The 23,002-nt window shown below is 40.1% G+C and carries 21 protein-coding genes; 5 read left to right on the forward strand and 16 right to left on the reverse strand.

The genetic code is table 11. The features are described from left to right. Window positions 1-81: 81 nt before the first annotated feature. From B9T29_RS07770 to B9T29_RS07800, 7 genes are all read right to left on the reverse strand, one after another. Window positions 82-795: an SIMPL domain-containing protein gene (locus B9T29_RS07770; protein WP_086175373.1), complete on the reverse strand. Its 714-nt coding sequence runs from the start codon at window positions 793-795 to the stop codon at window positions 82-84. Between the two features lie 132 nt (window positions 796-927). Continuing rightward, complete coding sequence (locus tag B9T29_RS07775; protein ID WP_086175374.1) at window positions 928-1,176, reverse strand: DUF6868 family protein; 249 nt, start codon at window positions 1,174-1,176, stop codon at window positions 928-930. A gap of 559 nt (window positions 1,177-1,735) precedes the next feature. Continuing rightward, window positions 1,736-2,437: a DUF1003 domain-containing protein gene (locus B9T29_RS07780; RefSeq protein ID WP_086175375.1), complete on the reverse strand. Its 702-nt coding sequence runs from the start codon at window positions 2,435-2,437 to the stop codon at window positions 1,736-1,738. Window positions 2,438-2,639: 202 nt separating this feature from the next. Then, the gene (locus B9T29_RS07785) at window positions 2,640-2,861 is read right to left on the reverse strand and encodes a hypothetical protein (protein ID WP_086175376.1); all 222 of its coding nucleotides are present in this window, start codon (window positions 2,859-2,861) and stop codon (window positions 2,640-2,642) included. A gap of 121 nt (window positions 2,862-2,982) precedes the next feature. After that, window positions 2,983-3,681, reverse strand: coding sequence for a hypothetical protein (locus B9T29_RS07790; RefSeq protein WP_143223876.1), 699 nt, complete (start codon window positions 3,679-3,681; stop codon window positions 2,983-2,985). 205 nt (window positions 3,682-3,886) lie between these two features. After that, on the reverse strand, window positions 3,887-4,093 hold the full coding sequence (locus B9T29_RS07795; RefSeq protein ID WP_086175377.1) for a hypothetical protein: 207 nt from the start codon (window positions 4,091-4,093) through the stop codon (window positions 3,887-3,889). 473 nt (window positions 4,094-4,566) lie between these two features. After that, window positions 4,567-4,710 carry a zinc ribbon-containing protein gene (locus B9T29_RS07800; RefSeq protein WP_086175378.1) on the reverse strand — a complete coding sequence of 48 codons (144 nt, stop codon included), beginning with the start codon at window positions 4,708-4,710 and terminating at the stop codon, window positions 4,567-4,569. A 412-nt stretch (window positions 4,711-5,122) separates the two neighbouring features. On the opposite strand from B9T29_RS07800, the gene B9T29_RS07805 reads away from it, so the two are divergent. Beyond that, window positions 5,123-6,901, forward strand: a complete 1,779-nt coding sequence (locus tag B9T29_RS07805) for a retron Ec67 family RNA-directed DNA polymerase/endonuclease (protein WP_086175379.1) — start codon at window positions 5,123-5,125, stop codon at window positions 6,899-6,901. Between the two features lie 58 nt (window positions 6,902-6,959). Here the strand turns inward: B9T29_RS07805 and acnD are convergent, their stop codons facing one another. Beyond that, on the reverse strand, window positions 6,960-9,566 hold the full coding sequence (gene acnD / locus B9T29_RS07810; protein ID WP_086175380.1) for a Fe/S-dependent 2-methylisocitrate dehydratase AcnD: 2,607 nt from the start codon (window positions 9,564-9,566) through the stop codon (window positions 6,960-6,962). A 727-nt stretch (window positions 9,567-10,293) separates the two neighbouring features. Between acnD and B9T29_RS07815 the strand changes: the two genes are divergently transcribed. Next, complete coding sequence (locus B9T29_RS07815) at window positions 10,294-11,019, forward strand: YgfZ/GcvT domain-containing protein (protein WP_086175381.1); 726 nt, start codon at window positions 10,294-10,296, stop codon at window positions 11,017-11,019. A gap of 56 nt (window positions 11,020-11,075) precedes the next feature. Here the strand turns inward: B9T29_RS07815 and B9T29_RS07820 are convergent, their stop codons facing one another. Beyond that, complete coding sequence (locus B9T29_RS07820; protein ID WP_086175382.1) at window positions 11,076-11,327, reverse strand: hypothetical protein; 252 nt, start codon at window positions 11,325-11,327, stop codon at window positions 11,076-11,078. Window positions 11,328-11,680: 353 nt separating this feature from the next. Between B9T29_RS07820 and B9T29_RS07825 the strand changes: the two genes are divergently transcribed. Next, the gene (locus B9T29_RS07825; RefSeq protein ID WP_086175383.1) at window positions 11,681-12,487 is read left to right on the forward strand and encodes a tetratricopeptide repeat protein; all 807 of its coding nucleotides are present in this window, start codon (window positions 11,681-11,683) and stop codon (window positions 12,485-12,487) included. Window positions 12,488-12,565: 78 nt separating this feature from the next. On the opposite strand, the gene B9T29_RS07830 is transcribed toward B9T29_RS07825, so the two are convergent. The 4 genes from B9T29_RS07830 to B9T29_RS07845 all read right to left on the reverse strand — a co-directional run bounded on the left by B9T29_RS07830 (window position 12,566) and on the right by B9T29_RS07845 (window position 18,109). Beyond that, window positions 12,566-13,492 (reverse strand): AEC family transporter, encoded by a 927-nt coding sequence (locus tag B9T29_RS07830; RefSeq protein ID WP_086175384.1) that lies wholly within the window; start codon window positions 13,490-13,492, stop codon window positions 12,566-12,568. Between the two features lie 103 nt (window positions 13,493-13,595). After that, complete coding sequence (locus B9T29_RS07835; protein ID WP_086175385.1) at window positions 13,596-14,705, reverse strand: NADH:flavin oxidoreductase/NADH oxidase; 1,110 nt, start codon at window positions 14,703-14,705, stop codon at window positions 13,596-13,598. A 10-nt stretch (window positions 14,706-14,715) separates the two neighbouring features. Continuing rightward, window positions 14,716-16,821, reverse strand: coding sequence for a TonB-dependent receptor (locus B9T29_RS07840; protein ID WP_086175386.1), 2,106 nt, complete (start codon window positions 16,819-16,821; stop codon window positions 14,716-14,718). Window positions 16,822-16,843: 22 nt separating this feature from the next. Next, window positions 16,844-18,109 (reverse strand): carbohydrate porin, encoded by a 1,266-nt coding sequence (locus B9T29_RS07845; protein ID WP_086175387.1) that lies wholly within the window; start codon window positions 18,107-18,109, stop codon window positions 16,844-16,846. A gap of 403 nt (window positions 18,110-18,512) precedes the next feature. Here B9T29_RS07845 and mutM point away from each other — a divergent pair, with 403 nt between their 5' ends. Beyond that, window positions 18,513-19,367, forward strand: a complete 855-nt coding sequence (gene mutM / locus B9T29_RS07850; RefSeq protein WP_086175388.1) for a bifunctional DNA-formamidopyrimidine glycosylase/DNA-(apurinic or apyrimidinic site) lyase — start codon at window positions 18,513-18,515, stop codon at window positions 19,365-19,367. After that, window positions 19,364-19,645 carry a peptidylprolyl isomerase gene (locus B9T29_RS07855; RefSeq protein ID WP_086175389.1) on the forward strand — a complete coding sequence of 94 codons (282 nt, stop codon included), beginning with the start codon at window positions 19,364-19,366 and terminating at the stop codon, window positions 19,643-19,645. Before mutM ends, B9T29_RS07855 begins: the two co-directional genes overlap by 4 nt. On the opposite strand, the gene B9T29_RS07860 is transcribed toward B9T29_RS07855, so the two are convergent. The 3 genes from B9T29_RS07860 to typA all read right to left on the reverse strand — a co-directional run bounded on the left by B9T29_RS07860 (window position 19,626) and on the right by typA (window position 22,985). Further along, window positions 19,626-20,354, reverse strand: a complete 729-nt coding sequence (locus tag B9T29_RS07860; protein ID WP_086175390.1) for an HAD family hydrolase — start codon at window positions 20,352-20,354, stop codon at window positions 19,626-19,628. The genes B9T29_RS07855 and B9T29_RS07860 overlap by 20 nt on opposite strands. 141 nt (window positions 20,355-20,495) lie before the next feature. Further along, window positions 20,496-20,927, reverse strand: coding sequence for a large conductance mechanosensitive channel protein MscL (mscL, locus tag B9T29_RS07865; protein WP_086175391.1), 432 nt, complete (start codon window positions 20,925-20,927; stop codon window positions 20,496-20,498). A gap of 219 nt (window positions 20,928-21,146) precedes the next feature. Beyond that, window positions 21,147-22,985, reverse strand: a complete 1,839-nt coding sequence (gene typA, locus B9T29_RS07870) for a translational GTPase TypA (RefSeq protein WP_086175392.1) — start codon at window positions 22,983-22,985, stop codon at window positions 21,147-21,149. Window positions 22,986-23,002 lie beyond the last annotated feature (17 nt).

Genomic DNA, 23,002 nt, shown 5'->3' on the forward strand with positions numbered 1-23,002 from the left:
GAAAAATAAAGGTTATTTATTGCATAAAAAACAGAATTAATGGAATTTGTCTCCAATCCTCAGCGTACATCCCTGCTCACTTTAATCGGCCAGATAATAATCAACCGTAGACACTACCCGGACTTTCTTTAAATACGGCGTATTACTGTCGCGGTCTTCAATACTAAACAGACCCTGATTGGCCGCCTTGATTTTACCTAAACGGCTTTTGGAATCTGCGGCAAATTTTTCTGCTACAGTGCGGGCATTTTGAGTTGCCTGTTCAATCATGGCCGGTTTAATATCATTTAACTTGGTAAATAAATATTCGGTTCTTTGTCCCGAATCATCGCCACCAAAAGCAATGCCCTTTTTACCCAAGACCACCAAGCGACTTTGCGCAGCCCTTACTGCATCTATTTTGTGAGTATAGACAGTAATGGTTTGATGTGCGGTATAACGCAGTGCCACATTGGCATCGCCGCCATATTGCTGGGCATATTTATCGGTGGTGACTGGAGCTCCGGTAGTGATTTCCCCAGCGCTAAAACCTTCCGCTTTCAAGAAAGTCTGTATTTGCTGGGTTTGTATTTCCATGGTGTCATACAGCTGGGTCAGATCCTGACTGGCAGAACTAAAACGAATCGGCCATACCGCCACATCGGCTTTGACCTCGCGTTCGGACAAGCCTTTGACCGAAACAATGCGTTCATATTGTTTAATTTTGACTGCACTACTGCCCAGAATCCATCCTGCCACAATCATCCCCAAGCAAATAAAAGCGCCTAAAACCAGTGCCGATTTAAATTGATTCATGGTTCTGAATTCCTCTTCTGCTTGATTTTTTATTGTAGTTTGACCATTTTTTAGCTTAGAAACTGCTGTTTAAGTGATGCTCTATTCGCATGTTTGCACCAGGCTTGGTTTTTGTAAATTGCTCAATCCGGTTTAGGCAGTTCGTATCAGATATAGGGCAAGAAATGGCACCAGATTAAGCAGTAAAATGCCAATTTTATATATGGCCATACCACCATAATGAATGGCATCAAAAGTGGTGTCTGAGAGCTGGAACCATTTGCCATGAACCTGTTTCATCCAGTCACGGGCAAAAATAAAGGCTAAAAACCAGATCATTAATATAATGTAATTAATCAGCAATGAACTAAGTAAAAAACGACTCCATAAATCATCATTCATCATTCATCATTTTTATTGTCTGCCTGAGTAGTAGCTTATGATTTCTAAATTAGCAGATTTTATCAACAAAAATGAACCACTGATTTGTATCCGTTTTTTTGAATTTAAATTTGATTTTTTAAAATTTTTATCATTTATTTTTATTTCAGAGAATTTTTTAGGGTGTTAGGGAAAACATGCTGTTTCACTTCAACTATTACAACTGGGTAAGTTATAACCTGATGCCTATAAATTGGTAATCTATAGCGTCCTAAGCCGAATCAAGACCTTGTGGGTAAGTACTACACTGACGTTATACGCAACTGGCAGCAATCTACTCTTTTCGATCCCTTTCACACCCTTGAGATATAGAATAGCCCAAGGCGTATGGGATTAATTTCCGAAGATTTTGCAATTTTTATCATTTTCAGGATATTTTCCCGTTTTATCCAAATTTATAAAAAAAATTCCCAATTCAAGTGAAAATATCGTTTTTAATTACGCTAAAGCCGTATGGATTGCAATTTTTTCTCTACAGAAAGGGCTGGGATCACGCAAGAGACCAGCCCTGTTGATCCTGTTATTTCTTCTTGGTCATTTCTGAAAGCAAATCCAGTTGAATTTCCTGAATCTTCGCCAGACGATCCCACTGATGCATTAAAAGATGATCGAGTTTTTCATGTAAATGCCGAATTTCCAATTCAGCTTTCAAGTTGACCTGATAATCATTTTGCGAACGCAAACGGTCTTTGGCTTCCTGCCGGTTTTGGCTCATCATGATTACGGGCGCTTGAATAGCTGCCAGACAGGACAGCATTAAATTTAATAAAATAAACGGATATGGATCTGCAGGATGTTTCACCATTACCACCGTATTGACCAAAATCCATAAGGCCAAGAAAATGGCAAAGCAGATCAAAAAGGTCCAGCTACCGCCGAAACTTGCAATCTTATCGGCCAGTTTTTCTCCAAAAGTCCAATTCTGATCGAGCTTGTTCTCTATATTTTTGCTGATCAGCTCATGCTGTTGCATACTGTTCAACACTTCATATTCCAGATCAGTGACTTCACCTTGTTCAGATTTTAATATGGACTGCACATACTGCATACGATATTTGGTTAAATCGGCTTGGCAGATAAAGTCTCCAGATGACCACTCCGGAAAATCCTTTGAGATTTCCTCTGTAATGACTTTTCGAATTGTTCCGATAGGAATCAGGCTTTTTTTAGGAAAGCTTTTCTTGCAGACCATACATGTTTGACATTCTGTTTTTCCATTCATAAGCGCGCTCTTGTTCTATTGTCACTTTTACTCTGTTTCAAAGCCACTATCCGGCTACCTGGCTTGCAATATAGGCTGGGATAAATTGTATTGATTTTATACCAGCTTGCTGCAAAGACCGCTGCGTCTTTTCTACCTGACTCAAATTTTTTAAGCATCCTGTCGGGATTGATCTTGAATATTCAGATCATAAACAGATACCTTATCTAACAAATAGCTGACGGGTATGATGATTGATATAGGCATTTAAACCATCGCCATACTGGGCCAACTGTTTCATGTTTTCGACATGTTGATATCCGGCACTGGCATAACTATAGGTATAAATTTTTGATTTTTTCCTGAATTGAACCCGAATGAATTCCCGGCCAATTTCATAGTTGGCCACACCTGAGTCATGATTGAGATCAAGATAACGTTGCAATTCAGCTGCCCTAAAAACTGTGAATCTAGGGTTTTACATGGGGATAATTTGATTAATTTTCAAACAAAATTAAATGATAAAATCCTCTGCTTAAGAAGCAGCGATTTGCATCTTTTAATATTCAATCAAAATACAATTCATCAAAGTCTTTTATCTTAGACAGGTAAATAGGCGCAAAATTGATTTTGCTCCATGTTTCTTTAAATTTGGGATCCCCTTCAGGGTCTTCGTTTAAATTTTGCCGAACCAACTTTTTCGCGGTTAAAAAATTAATACTGGTTTCGCTTTGTATATATGGGCCATGATTTTCTGAACTTTCATAACCCATCAGGCGCAGGTCATTGCCTTCTACTCTAAAGCTATATCCCCACCAACCATAGCGACCATGTCCATAATTGACCAAGAGTTTGTTTTTCTCTATACCCAGCATTAAATCGGGCGCGAAATACACGCCTCCATCTTCATTTTCTGAACTGAAACAGGACAGGTTTTGCAGCAATTTTTTGTATTTGCCATTTTCATTCAGCAGCACAATGAGACCACGGCGGTTACGGTCAAGCTTGCCACGGTATTCATCCATAACCCACTGCTTTGGATCTGTACTTTTGACAATCAATATCAGGTCATTTTTAGCGTCTTTGTTTAAATCACCTTCAATTGCTTCAAACAGCACATATTTTTCAGGAATATAGGCTTGGTATTTGAGGCGGTCTTTTTGCAGTTTGACCTGTTCGGGAGAAGCTGTAGTTTGGGCCAGACTTAGTGTGGGCATGGCAAGCGCCAGCAGCATATAGACAGATAAAGTAGAGCACTTAAACATAGCAACTATGGCCCTCATTCAATTTATTCTTTTGTCAGCTGAACTGAAGCCTTCAGAATAGCATTTACGACCAGATTCATCGAGGATCTACCAACGCATCAGCATAAGCTCATCACTTTATTTATGTTATCTATTTCCATTTGAACCCATCAAAAAACCCATCAAATAGTGGGTTCTTAGACAGCCATAATCATTGCTATAAATTTCATTCTACGCAGCACTTGCTACAGCCTTCCACTTTTTCAGTCGGCCAATTCATTCTTGCACGTTTATAGGCCAGTTCGTAATTTGCAAAATATCCAATCACAATCTGGTCATCGAACTTGGGCAGGTCTTCGCAGCCCAGTGTCGCATTGTGTATGTGGTGTACGCCTTTGGCTGTAGGTTGTTCATCTACAATAAATTTGATCATTTATAGTTCCCCGAATAATTTTTATAAAGTTCAACCATAAATAAACCCATATAAATATTATGGATTTAATTCCATATTAAAATTATGCCTTTATTGAGTAAAAATCAAGCGGTTTTACATGAAATATCAGCGACATTCTTTAAATAAATATTTCTTAAAAATTTTGTATAAACATATATTTTATTTACATTTTCAAGGCAGTTTTTTCCTGTTATTTTCTTGTCCAAAGCGTACCCAGCATATCAGCATAATAATTAGCATCCTGATACATCAGGGCATCCGCACAGACAAGGCAAAGACAGAATTGACAGCAAAGCCGCCCCAATTCATTCACCTGTGGAAATCACGGAATTTGCTATTCCGCCTGTAGTCGCGGTTGATACACTGCGATAGAATGCCCAGCCAACAAAAAAGCCCTGTCGAGTGATAGGGCTTTTGTTCAAAACAGAGGGTAACTGTTTGAGGTGTGCAGCTTAGGCAATTTTTTCGTTAAATTTATTGCCAAGGCATTTGGTACACGGTGGTAGACGATCAGTACCAATTTCTAAGTAGACGCGATGTCCACATTGAACACAAAAATAGAAGCCTGTTCCGGGTTTTTCGCCAGCAGTAACCATTTTTGTTCTCCATGGGTTTTAGAAATGGTGAACAAAGTATAGTCGCTTTTTTAAGTTTGTCTATTGTTCATTTTTAAAAATTATGGTGTCATTTTTGAAAATGATGATGTTGTTTGGGCGATGGGTAATTTTATAAAGAAATTTTGATTGTTTTATACAAATTTAGTTAATACTTTTTTCTTATCTAAACTAAAACTTTAATTATAATCCCACTAAAAACATCATAATAATTTGATTTTAATAGAAATTAATTATAGAATCCTCCAGCCCTTTGGGAAGATTTTTAGATTGCGTATCGCAGTCTGTTTTGAAAATGTGAAAGGCGTATTGTCAAATTTGCCAATGTTATGTTGTGTGCTGTTACTGGTAGTGCCGCTGTGCTGTGACCATATGAGTTCCCAAGGGGCACCAATTGAATAATTTGTTTCTTTTAAAATCCTGTCAAACACAAAGAGATTTAGCAATTTTATTGGGTTATTCTGAAAAAGACTTCACTCGTATCCTATTTAGTAAACCTATTTCTACTAAATATCAAAGTTTTGATATTCTGAAAAAAAATGGAAATAAGCGCAATATTCTTGCTCCAACTTCCGAACTTAAAACCTTACAAACTCGCTTATCTAAATTACTAACCAATTACTATGAAGAACTTGAACAAAAAAGATTATCTACTTCTTCATATGTAAAATGCATTAGCTCACATGGTTTTAGGAATAAAATTTCAGTTCAAATACCCATTTCTAAAAAAAATCGTACCTCTTTTGAGTCAAAAATTATTAATCTTGGTATATACAGTAATGCTCACAAGCATGTAGGCAAAAAATTAGTACTAAATGTTGATTTAAAGGATTTTTTTCAAAGCATAACTTTTTCTAGAATCATTGGTTTTTTTACAAAAAATAAGCATTTTCAATTACCTTTCGATATCGCACTATTAATTGCACAAATCGCTACCTATCGTCTAAACCAATCGAAAGAAGGCTTTCTACCACAAGGTAGTCCTTGTTCACCAATTATTAGCAATTTAATTGGCAATATACTCGATATTAAAATGTTGAGATTGGCAAAGGAATACAAATTTACATATACACGTTATGTTGATGATTTAACATTATCAACAAACTTACCTCAATTTGATAATGAAATTATTAAATTAGAAGGTGATACATGGATTCTTGGCTCCACGTTAAAATATACCATTCAAAGCAGTAAATTTAATATTAACTCTCAAAAAACAAGAATAACCAACAGAGATAATAGACAAGAAGTTACAGGTTTAACTGTTAATACAAAAGTCAATATCAATCAAAATTATTACCGTTATACAAGATCAATGGTTAATAAATTTTGTACTGAAGGTGAGTTTTTTAAGTCTAAAGTACATATGGATAAAGACAAGACTAGTAGAGAAGCATTAAATGGAATTTTAAGTCATATTTTTCTAATAAAAAACCAACAACAAATTGAATTTCCCCATACAACTAAAAATTTTAATGAGCTTAATGGTATTGAAAAACTTTATATAAAATTTCTCTTTCATCATTATTTTGTTCACCCACAAAGAATGTTAATAATCGGGGAAGGCTATACTGATCCTATTCATTTAAAATTAGCTTGTCATAAGCTTTTTCCCAATTCGCTAAATTTTTTAAAATTTTCTTCACTACAGGAAACAAAAAGATTTTCTAAAATTATGGGATATAGTGGTGGAACAGGATTACTTAACAAATTTTTAAAAAATTATAAAACAATTTATAAAGCTAAGACTATTAGTTTAAAACCATGTTTAATTATTGTAGATGGAGATAATGCAGGTGATGGAGTAATAAAGACTGCCCGAGGCGAATTCAAAGAAACGTTTAGACCAATTAATAACCCACCGTTAAGTTCCTCAGGTAAATTTGAATTTTTTCATATTTTTGAAAACCTATATATTGTTCAATTACCTAAAAATCAAGTAATTGAAGACCTTTATGATACTACTGTTACCACCTCATTAATTGGTAAACGGACTTATAACTCATCAAATAATAAATTTGATTTAACTAAATATTATGGGAAAAAAGAACTTTTTGAGAAAATTATATTTCCTAATCAGGATACAATTGATTTTTCAAAATTTGATTTAATATTTAACACTATTTTTCATATACAGGTTTATCATTATTTTTATAGTAATTTAAATAATTAAAAACCCTACATAAATGTAGGGTTTTTTCAAACAATATCAATGACTTTAGACTAAATCATCAAGCCACATTCCCTTCCAAGAAGTCCTGTGCAAAGCGTTGTAATACACCACCCGCTTCATATACAGAAACTTCTTCTTCGGTATCTAAACGACAAGTTACAGGCACTTCCACAATCTGATTTTTACCATCATCAGTTGCACGCTCAATCACTAAAGTTAAGGTCGAACGTGGTGCAATATTACCCACTACGCTATAAAGTTCAGTACCATCTAACTTTAATGTTTTGCGGTCTGTACCCGGTTTAAACTCAAGCGGTAATACGCCCATACCAACCAGATTGGTACGGTGAATACGCTCAAAACCTTCAGCAACAATCGCTTCCACACCGGCAAGACGCACACCTTTGGCAGCCCAGTCACGACTTGAACCCTGACCATAATCCTTACCTGCAATCACAATCAAAGGCTGTTTACGGTTCATGTAGGTTTCAATCGCTTCCCACATACGCATCACTTCGCCTTCTGGCTCTACACGCGCTTTTGAACCTTGCTTAATTGTGCCGTCCGAACGAACCACCATTTCATTAAACAGTTTCGGGTTTGCCAAAGTCGCACGCTGTGCAGTCAAGTGGTCGCCACGATGAGTTGCGTATGAGTTGAAATCTTCCTCAGGTACGCCCATTTTCGCCAGATATTCACCAGACGCACTATCCAATACAATCGCATTCGATGGTGATAAATGGTCAGTAGTGATGTTGTCACCCAAAATTGCCAGCGGACGCATATTGCTTAAAGTACGCGGTGCAGCTAATGCCCCTTCCCAATATGGCGGACGGCGAATATAGGTACTTTGCGGACGCCAGTCATACAATGGACTTGCCGATTTTTCTCGTTCACCCAAGTCAAACATTGGAATGTAGACTTTCTTAAATTGCTCTGGTTTTACCGCAACTTTGACCAGCGCATCAATTTCTTCATCCGATGGCCAGATGTCTTTTAAGTAAATTGGGTTGCCGTCTTTATCGTTGCCAAGCGAATCTTTTTCGATGTCAAAACGAATGGTTCCGGCAATTGCATAAGCCACAACTAAGGGTGGAGATGCCAGGAACGCCTGTTTTGCATAAGGATGGATACGGCCATCGAAGTTACGGTTACCTGAAAGTACCGCAGTAGCATACAGGTCACGGTCGATAATTTCTTGCTGAATTTTTGGATCTAGCGCACCCGACATGCCGTTACAGGTAGTGCAGGCATAAGCCACAATACCAAAACCGAGTTTTTCCAGATCGTGCAATACACCCGCTTCTTCAAGGTATAAAGCTGCTGCCTTAGAACCCGGTGCAAAAGAAGATTTCACCCAAGGCTTACGGGTTAGGCCCAGCTCGTTTGCCTTTCGTGCCAGTAAACCAGCTGCCACGGTATTACGCGGGTTTGAGGTATTGGTACATGAGGTAATCGCCGCGATAATCACCGCGCCATCCGGCATCAAGCCATCGGTACGGTGTTCAACCACACCGGCAATGCCTTTTTCTTTCAAGTCAGATGTAGAGACACGTGCATGCGGGTTTGATGGCCCTGCAATGTTACGCGTTACGGTTGAAAGGTCGAAACGCAGCACACGCGGATATTCCGCCTGCTTCATGTCTGATGCCCAAAGACCAATTTCTTTGGCATAAGCTTCAACCAGTTTCACCTGCTCTGCTTCACGACCGGTTAAAGTCAGATAATCAATGGTGTTCTGGTCAATAGAGAACATCGCTGCAGTTGCGCCATATTCAGGAGTCATGTTGGAAATCGTCGCACGATCCCCCACAGACATGCTGTCTGCACCTTCACCAAAGAACTCCAGATACGCACCAACTACACGTTCTTTACGCAGGAATTCAGTTAAAGCCAACACGATATCGGTTGCGGTAATGCCTGCCTTACGCTGACCCACCAGTTCCACACCAATAATGTCTGGCAGACGCATCCAAGATGCACGGCCCAGCATCACGTTTTCAGCTTCCAAACCACCGACACCAATCGAGATTACTCCCAAAGCATCGGTATGCGGGGTATGCGAATCTGTTCCTACGCAAGTATCCGGGAATGCCACACCTTCACGGTTTTGAATCACTGGAGACATTTTCTCCAGATTGATCTGGTGCATGATGCCGTTGCCCGCAGGGATCACATCAACATTTTCAAAAGCAGTTTTGGTCCATTCAATAAAGTGGAAACGGTCTTCGTTACGACGGTCTTCCACAGCACGGTTTTTCTCGAAGGCATCCGGGTCAAAACCACCGTATTCCACTGCCAGTGAGTGATCGACAATCAGCTGGGTTGGAACAACCGGATTGACTTTAGATGGGTCACCGCCCTGATCAGCAATCGCATCACGGAGGCCTGCAAGGTCAACCAGTGCAGTTTGCCCCAAGATGTCATGACACACCACACGGGCCGGATACCAAGGGAAATCGTGATCTTGTTTACGCTCAATTAGCTGACGTAAAGACTGTTCCAGAATAGCAGGATCACAACGGCGTACCAGCTGTTCGGCGAGTACTTTTGAAGTATAGGGAAGTTTTGCATATGCGCCTGGCTGAATATCTTCTACGGCTTGGCGTACGTCATAATATTCGAGCTGGGTACCTTGCAGTAGTTTGCGGTAGTTGTTGTTCATAGCTTACCTGCCTCTTGAATCATTTTTTCTTTACTACGTAATTGTTGTTGCGAGTTACAATCGGTTCAACGGCATAGTACACCGCCGAAAAGCCATTTCCCAAATCTTTTATATTTCATATATTTAGATATAAAAACAGGTGTTTTAGAAACATATTGTTACACAATTTTTGGGATATTTGCTCTAATCGTGCTTTTTTTGGAAAAATAGCGGGAAATAGGCCTCATTCTTTAGTATTAGATGTGCCTAAGCGAATACAAAACAATCTTGTTCTGTAATATTTATCCCAATCGTTTAAGTAGATGTAAAGCTTATATTTTTTATATTGCATTCGCTCTTGTCAGGCATTAAAACCTAAAAAATAGCGTTAAGCTGCAAATCTGATGATCTAGCACTGCTTTGGATGCGTATCTTTTGAATATGCTTGTTAGGTACTACCTATTTTTCATCATTCCATAATTCTAAATCCTTCAAATATGACATCAGAAAAGATCTTCAGCTTACAAAAAATTGATAAAGGGTAAAAATTTTTAATCGCCATTTTTGCATTAGAACAGCGATTTTAACGCTGATGATTTTGTCACTTATCCGCATTCATTTAAACAAAACCGCATATTTCTGAATTTCAGTAAAGCTAAGCAATCTGGGCTTTTTGTTTGCCTATCTGCCTGGCATGCTGCAAAATATCTACAATTAATGATTTGTGAAATATACCCAGAGGCTAATCATGGCAACGTCGACTGCTTTTACATTCTTCACTTTAAAGGGTGTAGATGCACAAAAATTCCTTCAGGGCCAAGTGACTTTAAATACCGAAGCCTTAGCAGAAAACCTGACTCGCTATACCGCGATCTGTAGTTTAAAAGGACGTATCCTGTTTGGCTTATGGCTAAAAAAAATCAATCCGGAAAGTTTTGAAATTGTCGTCACTGCTGACCAGGCAGAAGAATTTGCCAAGCACATTAAAAAGTTTGGTGCATTCTCAAAAATGAAACTGGAACAAGCGGGTCAAGTATTCCCTACACTAAATGGCGATACTACCGACTTTTCTACCACTGAAACCGATATTGCAGCTTGGCAGCTTCAAGCCATTGAAGCCGGTCAGGCCTGGATTGAAGCAAGTACTTCACAAGAATTCCAACCGCAAGAACTGCGTTTGCATCAGCGTGAAGGCGTACATTACGACAAGGGCTGTTACTTGGGTCAGGAAATTATTGCGCGTCTCTGGTTTAAGGCCAAACCAAAGCACTGGTTGCATTTGGTTCAAGGTACCGGTGATGCCCCTGCTGCTGCAACACAATTGAATAATGATGTAGAAGTGGTCAACAGCATTGCGGTTAATGGCGGCTATAAAGCCTTAGTCGTAGCGAAACCTGCTGCGCTTGAAGAGCTGGGATTACAAGTGCTAGATTTGCCTGAAGCCTTAAATGGCGATGTGGCACGTCCACAATAATATTCAAGTTGAGCAATCCCATTAAAAAAGCCTCCCGAATCGGAGGCTTTTTAAAATCACAAATTAAAATCGTGAAAAAGTTTGTTCATGTCTTTAATGACATACTCTTTAAAATGGAATGCACGCGCATGTTTTGCATCAATACGTGCAGTCTTTCCCTCATGTTCAAAGATATAAACACCGTCTTCTTTGCTCACCAAAAAGTTTTTGCCTAATCTCATCAACAATGCATCAAATTTATCTTCATCTGGAATGCTTTCATCCAGATTAATCTGATCATATGCCCGTTTAATACCTTTGATGAACATTTATCTACTCACACATGGATTCAGCCGCGATTTAAACAAAGTTTGACTTAAAAACAAAGTAGCGTTTACCTGTTCTGCATTTATATCTGGTTCAGTGCGTTATAGTTTTAAATTTTAAGATGCTAAACAATACATGTACAAAGCTCTTCAACAACTTAAGGCTAATTTAAGCTCGTCGGCCCAAAATTCATCCAGTAGTGATTATGTAAATATCTATGAAATTTTATTGCAATGCACAAATCATGTATTTACATTCACATAAATAAACTTATGATGTTGTATGAAGTGTTCCACATCCATTTTTAAACACATAAATGGAATTATGTGCATGTTTATAAAAGGTTTTTAAAAATATGAAAAAAATTATACTTGCTAGTCTTATTGCTTTGTCTTCAAATCTTGCAATGGCTGAAATGGCAACCAAGTCGGTTGATCCTGCATTTGCTAAAGTAGAAACACTGGTTAAAGCCAACAATATGAAAGGCGCTTATGAAGAACTTGATAAATTAGCCAAAACTGGGAATGCACAAGCACTTTATAATTTGGCCTACCTGACCCAAACCGGTCAGGGCACAACCAAGGACGAGAAAAAAGCCATCAAGCTATATCAAGAGTCTGCAAGCAAAGGCTATCCGGTGGCGAACTATGTATTAGGCAAAAACTACATGACCGGCACTTTAGGTCTTCCACAAGATACAAAAAAAGCCAAACAGTATTTAGAAAAAGCATCTAAGCAAGGTTTTGATGATGCCAGTGTAGATTTGGCAGTGTTGCTGTTTTCTGAAGCTACGCCAGCATCAGATAAATTGGCTTTGCAAAAATTAAATCCACTGATCAAAAAAGACAATTATCAGGCCATTCATGCCAAAGCTTTATATGACATCAGTCAGGGTTTTAAAACCAAAAAAGAAGAGCCAATTAAGCAAGGCTTAAAGAGCATTCAGGACTTGGCACAAAAAGGTTATATTCCGGCTTTAATGGCCGTGGGTAACATGTTTGCAAACGGTAAAATCGTTCCGCAAAACCTGCCAGAAGCGAAAAAGATTTTTGAGGCTCTAGCCAAAGAAAATATACCGCAAGCGAAAGAATCTTTAGCTGTGGTGGATAAAATGATTGCTGATCAAGCCAAAAATCCGCCTAAAGATGTAAAGAAAAGCTAAGCACTGAAAATCAAAAGCCCCGGAATCGGGGCTTTTTTTATAGGTGTGATTTTGTGGTTATTAAAGTCAGCTAAAACTTTAAGCCCACCAGACGGTAATTAAAATGCTCACTACAATGAATCCAAAAATGGTGCTCATCAATAAGGGCGTTAAGGTTTTTTCATTTAAACCATAGGCTTGACCTAATATGCCAAAGATGGTCGGCATCGGTAAAGCGGCTATCAGGGTTCCAGCATAGACCATTTCCTGACTGACATCGGTTAAATAACTTAAACCCAGAAACATCAGCAAAGGCATGAGCAGGTTGCTGGAAATCACCAGATAAAAGCTTTGCATATTGACGTATTTTAATGTCAATCCCACCATCCCACCACCAATCGAGAACAAAGCCAAAGGCGAGGCAGTTTGCCCCAATAGAGCCAAAACCTGATCCAATAGTTTAGGAATATGAATCTGGAACACGGCACAGGCTATCCCCAGCATCACGCCCATAAATAAGGGATTTTTTAATAAGGTCAGTAATGTACCCTTGATGATTTGTGCAAGGTTGGCTTTTTGCGAAGTTCCTAGTTCCGCCAAAATCAGTACAACTGGAATAAGCAGTACACTTTCAATGATCACCACCAAAGAGGTATAGGTCATCGCCTTTTGCCCCATCAGCAAGGTCAATACTGCGGTACCAATGAGTCCGGTATTCGACATGGCCGCGCCTAGTGACAGAACTGAAGACTGCGAATGATTATTTTTAAAATAATGTGAAACAATAAAAAATGCCGTCACATATAAAATAAAAGTCACGCCACTATAGACAAAGAAGTATTCTGGATACCAGATTTCATGCAAATCTTTTGCGGCCAAGGATTGGAAAAATAAAGCAGGTAGCGCAATTTTAATGACAAAAGCACCAACGGCGTTGACCTGTTCTTTTGTTAAAAGCTGCAACTTTACCGAGAGACAACCAAAGGCCAATAGAAAAAAGATCGGTACGATGACCGCAAAGACCATATTGAATTTGTCCTTTGACTAAAAACCATCAAGCTAAAAAACCAAACTTGAAAGACCAAATTTGGTATTTGTTTTAAAGTTGATGGCTGAGAATGACGATTAATTAAAATGCAGTAAACAGCGCTTTTAATCCATGCGGCTGACAACGCAAATATTGCGGTGCGATTTGAATATTTTCACCCAATTCTGCTGCAGCATGCCATGGCCAACGAGGGTCATACAGCATAGCACGGGCAAGGCCAATCGCATCTGCCTGCTCATAATGTAAAATTCCTTCGGCCTGCATCGCTTCGGTAATTAAACCCACAGCAATCACAGGGATGTTGACCGCCTGCTTAACAGCATGGGCGAATGGAACCTGATAATTGGCTTCCAGATGGATGTTTTGATTTATATGCAAACCACCACTCGACACATGAATATATACTGCACCGAGTTGCTCTAGAGCCTTGGACAATCCAACCGATGAGGCCACATCCCAGCTGTCCTGCCCTTCCATCCAGTCTGTTGCAGAAATACGTACGCCTATAGGATAACCTTCTGGTACTGCATTTTTCATCGCCTGAAAAACTTCCAGGGTCAAGCGGATGCGGTTCTCGAAACTGCCGCCATACTCATCGCTACGTAGATTTGATAACGGCGACATAAATTGGTGCAGCAAATAGCCATGCGCTGCATGCAATTCGATTAAATTAAAACCGGCATCCACAGCGCGCTTGGCAGATTCAGCAAAGTCTTGAATTACTTGCTGGATTTCATCCTGCGTCAATGCATGCGGTGCATGGTCGTCTGGATTAAATGGAATATCACTGGCTGAAACAGTCTGCCAGCCTTGGGCATGTTCAGGTGCAAACTGCCCACGGCCCGCCCAAGGTTTATCAGTTGAGGCCTTACGCCCAGCATGGGCTAATTGCACGGCAAAAGGCATAGGAGAAAGTGTCTTTATTTTTGTCAATAATGCCTTGATCTGATCACGTTGCGTATCATTCCACAGACCCAAATCGGCATAACTGATGCGTCCTTCAGGTTGCACTGCAGTTGCTTCGACAATACATAAGCCTGCACCAGACAAGGCATAATTGGCCCATTGCTGCTCATGCCAGTAGCTAACTTCGCCTTGTTCCGTGGCTGAATACTGGCACATCGGAGCAATCACGATTTTATTAGTTAATTTTAATGAGCCAAATTGAATTGGTTGAAATAATAACGACACTGTTACCCTCTTAAAAAGCTTTAGTTATGCTTAATCCTGCGCTCCAGTTTAAACCATCCGCTGGTTCAAAAAAGCGCCCATTACCATCATTTACAATCACGGAACCGAGATAGTTTTGATCAAATAAATTATCTACCCGGGCAAAAGTACGCACTTTCCAGTCGGCCTGTTTCCAGACATAACCGGCATTGGCCGAGACGACACTATAGCTTGGTGCAGCATCGCTATTTGCATCATCGACATAGACTTTATCCATATAGCGCACATCCACACCTGCATTAAATCCGGTTTCCGGTTGCCAGCCCAAAGCTGCAAAAGCCTGATTTTTGGCGATGCCTGGAATCTTGGTTCCCTTCTGCACAGTGCTGTCTGGAATCGCCGCATCAAAAGTGGCATCAATAAAGCTATAACTGGCCTCAGCCTTTAAATGTTGCCACAAGTTTTTATTCCAGGACAGCTCTAAACCTTGGCGCAAAGTTTGATCGGCATTTTTATAGGTTGCCCGCCCATCAATGGTGCCTGCCGAGACAATGTCATCTTTGGTTTTGGACTGGAAAATGGCGGCAGTAAAATGACCTAAAGGGTTTTGACTTTTTAGTCCCAGTTCATAGTTGTCACTACTGGCAGGTTTTAAATTGAAATTCATGCCATCATTTGCGGAATAGGCCATTTCAGTAAAGGTCGGTGTTTCAAAACCTTTGGCATAGCTGGCATAGGCATTGAACTGGTCGTTGATTTTCCAGGTTAAAGCGGCTGATGGTAAAACCTTGTCATAATCGGTCTTACCGCTGCCATCCGCATTGCCTGCCACAATATAGTGATCTTTAGACTCATAATGCACATTGCTATAACGTAGCCCAGCATCCAACGTCCAACTTGGTAACACATCCCAAGAGGCTTGCAGATAAGGGTCTAAGTTCCATAAAAGATTCTGTTCATCACGGCGTAAATTACCTTTTACGCCAAACTGCCCATTGGCATTAAAGTTTTCATAACCCTGACGGTCTTCATCCATATAATCGAAGGCCAGACCTGCTGTCAGGCGTGTATTGGGTAAAAGATTCTTTCCAATCCAGCGGATATCTGTACCGTAATAGTCACGGCTAAAATCTATCACACCACCTGCATGGCGCGGATTATTTTGCGGCGCTTGAGGAATCGATTGATATTGTGTGACTTCACGATGCCCTGCATAAACCATGGCATACAGTTCATGCTGATCAGTGACTGGTTTTGACCAGGTCAGCCCGGTCTGGGTTTGATTAATTTCCTTGCGCACGTCATAGATATTGTTGGCATCATTGACCTGTTTAGGATTGGCTTGCCACTGTTGGCGGGTTAGGCCTTGCGGATCATCCGCATTGATGTCGACATGATTCACAACCCAGTTTAGCTTGGAGCCATCTGCTAAGTCCCAGCTCAGTTTGGCATTGCTTAAGACTTTATTGGCAGCGCTATGATCACGGTAGCCATCGGTATCGAAATAAGATGAACTGACCACATAGCTCGGCTCACCGGCTTGATCCGCACCGCCTTGCAGTACCACATCGGCACGGCTTTTATTGTGACTGCCGCCTGAATACCCCACTTCAATGGAATCTTTGCCTTCACCCTGTTTGGTCGAAGTTAAAATTGTCCCGCCAGATGAGTTGCCATAAAGTGAAGAAAATAGCCCACCCAGTACTTCAATATGGCTCAGACTGCTTAAATCGATATTTGAGGTTTGCCCTTGACCATCCGGCATGGTCGCTGGAATTCCATCCACATAGAGACGGATACCACGAACCCCAAAAGTTGAACGTGCGCCAAAGCCACGCATGGAAATCTGCAAATCCTGGGCATAGTTTTCACGATTATTCAGTTGTAAACCCGGCACCCCTTTTAAGGTTTCAGAAAGATTGACCCCTAAGTTATTTTCATTTTGCTTTTGTTCAACACGATAGACCGATGCAGGCGTTTCAAGCCATGCGGTATCTGTACGGGTCGCTTGGATTTTTATTGTGGGAAGTAAAACAGGTTCCGTAGAACCTGTTTGTGCATATAAGCTTTGGCAGATACATGCTGTCAAGCAAAGCAAACTAGTATTCAAGGAACCCCGAAGATATTTACTTTGCATAGATCGGTACCTGCTTTTTAAATTAGAAGATGATTTTTGATCCTAAGCCTAATACAAATGCATTATCGACATTGTTGGTTGAACCCGGGTTAATCACGTATTGTAGATTTGGACGAATCATTAACCACTTGGTCGGATAATAGCTATAGTTCAATTCCACATTATATTCCGCACTGGCATCAAATACAGGGTTTGTTACACGATCGTTTACATGTACACGGTTTACCGCTAAACCAAGAATATCGTTCGGCTGTGAGTCGAATAAGCCAATATATTTCACGCCCAGTTGCTGTGAATTATCTACTTTATTGGTGATGCGATCATGCCAGCTAAAGTTGGCAAAACTATGCAAACCTTGCTTGCCTGAACCGGTAGAAGTCAATTGTTGCTCTACAGCCAACCAGCCTGCAAAGGTACGGTCTTCGCCAACAGTGCCTTTTGCATAAGCAACATCATATTGGTTTTTAGCTTCATCGGCCGTGTTGTACATACCACCTACGCGGTAACTACCCGGTAAACCATTCACCAATGATTTAGGCGTCCAGATCACTTCCACAGGAATAGTGACACCATCTGCATTGTCAGTATCCAGGTTCCAGCCGTGCCGTTCCAAAGCATTTTCAGGATTAAATTCATATACACCCACTTGTGCCGCAATTTCAGGAGTCGCTTGGTATTTCACGCGACCACCCCATTGCGCAACCGGAGTATTCATCCAGATATTGCCTTGCCATTTGCCCATTTGTGCAGCACAAAATGCAGTACTTTGGAAATCGCAAGCCATTACATTAAAGTCCATCCCCATGCCTAAACGGCCGGCTTTCACGCTGATGCCTTGCTCTTTAAAATTCTTTTCAATCGACAATTCGCTTATACGCGTTTTTTGGTTGCCACGACCAAAGTTAGCCTGCACATTGGCAAATTGCGGTGCAGCAGGATCTTGCAAATCATCCAGCGTTGTACTTTGGCCTTGGCGTGCGCTGACTGCAGCACGAATCGTTACCCCATCCCAGCCTGCCAGTTTTTCCATATCTAGCGCCGAGCCTAACCAGAGTTGGCTTGCTACTGTTGCAGCATGATCTTCATGACGGCCACCTTCTGCCAGATAAGCAGCATCTGCAGCAATATTGGCATCAAACTTCACCCCTTGCCCGGCCAGTTCGCTACGTTTACCGTTCCAGTCACCTAATAGATACTGACCATTTGGATCAAATGCTTCAGCGGCTTGAGTTTGGGTCATGGCAGCCAACATAAATGCAGGTAATAGAGCTAGACTAAATTTTTTCATGAGAGAACCAGAATATGGGAAATTTTTAGGTAAAAATCAATTCATTGAATTGATATTATTATGTGAAAATTACCCAATTTTTAAATTCTTATCCCAGCTTTTTTTTTATCACTTATTCAATAAAAAGTTATAAATTATTAAAAACAAATAACTATTAGTATAATTAAAAGTATATATGTTTTTATTTTTCATTATTTTAAGTAACCAAAATTTCAACCAAACCACCTAATATTTAATCTTTAATCTGCTATTTAATTCAACCATTTGTTTTATTTTTAAACTATTTATACATTATCAAAAAACCAATAAAAATGAGGCTTTACCCAGCCTCTTTATAATCAGTACTTGCATTCACTGACTTACAACCCGATATTAGCTCTAAATACGCACCATTGAACCACATATGCCCGAATTACCTGAAGTCGAAACCACAAAAACCAGTTTATTGCCTTTGCTTGATCAAGCGGTAATTTCCGTAAAAGTTCGGGAATCACGCCTGCGCTGGCCTATTCCGGAAGATATTGAAAAACTCAACGGGCAAAAATTAGTCAAACTGACCCGTCGCTCTAAATATATTCTGGCTGAATTTGAACATGACAGCATGCTTTGGCATTTAGGCATGTCGGGTAGTTTTCGCCTGTGTGATCCCCATACGGAATTGCGTAAACATGATCATCTGATCATTCAATTTGAAGATATTGAACTCAGATATCATGATCCGCGCCGTTTTGGCTGTATTTTATGGCTTGATCAAAACTCGCAAACAAAACTGATTGACACCTTAGGCCCAGAGCCGTTAAGCGAGGCATTTAATGCCGAATATCTGGCTGAAAAATTTAAAAAGAAAAATGTCGGGGCCAAAGTTGCGATTATGGATAACCATATTGTGGTTGGTGTGGGTAATATTTATGCCACTGAAAGCCTATTCAATTTAGGCATTCATCCTGCACAACCCGCTTCCAGCCTCAGCTTTCAGCAAATTGAACAGTTGGTTGTAGAAGTTAAACGGATTTTAAAACAGGCCATTGACCTAGGTGGATCAACCTTACGTGACTATAGTAATGCCATGGGTGAAAATGGTTATTTCCAGCAAACCCTGTTGGCTTACGGTCGTGCTGGGGAAATGTGTGTGAACTGTGAAACCACTTTGGAAAATTTAAAACTGGGACAGCGTGCAAGTGTATTTTGTCCGCAATGCCAGCCCTTAAAAAAAGTTAAAATAGCCAATCAGAAAGCCATCAAAGGAAGCAAAGCATGAAGTCTGCGATTGTCCGCCATATTTTGGTCAAAGACAAAGAGTTGTGCGAACAGCTAAAAAAGAAAATTAAAGGCGGCGCTGACTTTGCCAAAATTGCAAAACAGCATTCGACTTGCCCATCTGGCAAAAAAGGCGGCGAACTCGGCGACATTAAAAAAGGGCAATTGGTTGGCCCGATTGATAAAGCCGTGTTTACCTTGTCTGAACGTGAACTGCATGGTCCAATTAAAAGCCAGTTTGGCTGGCATTTACTGGAAATTAAATTTCGGATGGATTAGGTGCTCCATTGAGCTGCATCAAATAAGGGATCAATTCGATGAGTCGATATTTCTTTAAGCCAGCACGTTGCATAATATTCTGATTGCCCACCCAAAATATCTTAAAGCCCAATGCGGCGGCAGGTAAAATATCAATTTCAAAATCATCTCCAACCATAAGGCATTCTTGTGGTTGGATAGCAAAGTCCTGACAAATATTTAAAAATGCAGCGCTTTCTGGCTTGGCGACTTGTTTTTCTTCACTAATATAATAAGCATTAAACCAATGATCCAAACTCAGTCTTTGTATTTTTTGATACTGCCCATCTACTGGTCCATTGGTCAGTAAAATTAATTTCACATCTAAATTTTGACAATAATTCAGCACATCCTCTGCACCTGCACAAAACAATGTGCTTTGCAGTACATTTTTTAAAAAACATTCATTCAATCTTGTTGCAAGAGATTCATCATTTACTCCCAAGCGTTGTAATGGCTTTAAATAGCGATAAAGACGGTATTCATTGAGAGACAGTTTTCGATCCAAAAAGGATTGAAACAAATCTTCGTGTAATTCATTATAAATCGTCCAAAATTGAGCTGGATTCAAATATCCAGCGAACAATTCATTTACTTTATTTCGAGCAAGTTGTTGGGCTTCATCCCAATCGAATAAAGTACGATCCAAGTCAAAAATGATTAATTTAATAGGTTGATTTATCTGTGACATTAGCTTTACACATTATTGTTTTACCTCAAAATTTAACATACAAAAATCTTAGACTTCTGCTCATTTATTTATAAGTATTTTATTTCAAGACATAAAAAACGGCACTCAAAGTACCGTTTTTTATGGTGTAAAAAATTACACTTAAGGACGTTTTTTCAATTCATCACGAATTTCGCGAAGCAATTCGATATCGGCGGGGGTAGTTGGTGTTTCCTCTACCGGGCCTTCTTGTTTACGTAAGCGGTTCATAAATTTAACCAACCAGAACACCACCCATGCCAATAACAGGAAGTTAATCAGGATGGTCAGAAAATTACCATAGGCCAAGACATTTACACCTTGTGCCTGTGCTGCCGCCAAGGTAGTTGCATTGTTCGGATTATCACCGAGTACCAGGAACCAGTTTGAATAGTCAACATCACCACCAAGAATCCAGCTGACCAACGGCATGATGATATCTTTTACAAATGAATCAATAATTTTACCAAATGCACCGCCAATGATCACACCGACAGCCAGGTCCATAACATTGCCTTTGACAGCAAATTCCTTAAACTCTTGAATAATACTCATGACTTTCTCCAGTTATCTTTAAAGCTTTTATTTATTCATATATTTTGAGAACTGTATGACGCTGGGTAGTGCATTGATAACAGTTCATAATTCTCTTTAATTTACTCGGAATTATGTATGTTGAATATATTAAATTTCTAATTATAAACAAAAAAAATGCTACCACTGACGTGATAGCATTTTTTCAATCATTTAAATCAGTTCAAACTGATTAAATCATTATTTACCAGAACGGTTACGTTTACGTTCATTTTCAGTCAAGTAACGTTTACGAATACGAATTGACTTAGGTGTTACTTCAACTAATTCATCATCTTCAATGAATTCAAGTGCTTGTTCAAGCGTATATTCAACAGCAGGAACTAGAGTTAACGCTTCATCAGTACCAGATGCACGTACGTTGGTTAACTGTTTCGCTTTAGTTGGGTTAACTGTCATGTCATCAGAACGTGAGTTAATACCAATGATCATGCCTTCGTAAACTTCTAACTGAGGTTTAGCGAATAGACGCCCACGGTCTTGCAGTGTGAACAATGCATAGCCAAGGCAAGTACCTTGAACCATAGAAATCAACACACCGTTTTGACGTTTCGCAACAGTACCTTGTTTCATTGGACCGTAATGCGAGAAGCTAGACGTCATGATACCAGTACCAGAAGTCATAGTCAGGAATTCAGAACGGAAACCGATCAAGCCACGTGAAGGAACAGTAGCTTCAATACGGATACGGCCTTTACCGTCAACTTCCATATTAGTCATTTCGCCTTTACGGTGACCCATTTGTTCCATTACAGCGCCTTGGTGCTGTTCTTCAACGTCAAATGTAACGTTTTCATACGGTTCTTGTTTTACGCCATCAACTTCTTTCAAGATTACTTGTGGACGAGATACGCCCATTTCGAAGCCTTCACGACGCATGTTTTCAATCAGAACTGAAAGGTGAAGTTCACCACGACCAGAAACTTTGAAACGGTCTGGAGAATCAGTATCTTCAACACGTAAAGCTACGTTGTGAATCAATTCACGGTCAAGACGTTCACGGATGTTACGTGAAGTTACGAACTTACCTTCTTTACCAGCAAACGGTGAGTTGTTTACCTGGAATGTCATGGTAACTGTAGGTTCATCTACAGAAAGCGCTGGAAGTGCTTCAACAGCTTTCGGATCACAAATGGTGTCAGAAATGTTAAGCGCATCGATACCTGTTACACAAACGATATCGCCTGCAGAAGCTTCTTCAACGTCAACACGATCTAGACCATGGTAACCCATGATTTTTAAGATACGGCCGTTACGTGTTTTGCCTTCTTTGTCGATCACAGTCACTTGTGTATTCAATTTAACTGAACCACGTTGAATACGACCAACACCGATAACACCTACGAAGCTGTTATAGTCAAGTGAAGACACTTGCATTTGGAATGGACCGTCAACGTCAACTGCTGGTGGTTCAACGATGTCTACGATTGTTTGGAACAATGGAGTCATGTCGTCAGCAAGTTCTTCTGGAGAAGGACCAGCAACACCACGAAGACCAGATGCATAAACAATTGGGAAGTCTAACTGTTCATCAGTACCGCCAAGGTTGTCGAACAAGTCGAATACTTGGTCAATTACCCAGTCAGGACGCGCACTTGGCTTGTCGACTTTGTTAATAATCACGATTGGTTTCAAACCGCGTGCGAACGCTTTTTGCGTTACGAAACGAGTTTGTGGCATTGGACCTTCTTGTGAATCCACAAGAAGAAGTACGCAGTCAACCATCGACATTACACGTTCAACTTCACCACCAAAGTCGGCGTGTCCCGGGGTGTCCACGATGTTAATGCGGTATTCAGTGTTAGTACGAGCATCAGTCCATTTAATTGCAGTGTTTTTTGCAAGAATGGTAATACCACGTTCAGACTCGATAGCGCCCGAATCCATGACACGCTCGATCTCACCCGCGCGATCGCCAAGAGCACCTGATTGTTGCAAAAGTTTGTCTACAAGAGTGGTTTTACCATGATCGACGTGCGCAATAATGGCAATGTTACGGAGAGTTTTAATATCTGACATGTAAATTCGATACGTAT

Origin of the sequence: Acinetobacter sp. ANC 3903, from assembly GCF_002135315.1 — a bacterium.
Lineage (GTDB): Bacteria > Pseudomonadota > Gammaproteobacteria > Pseudomonadales > Moraxellaceae > Acinetobacter.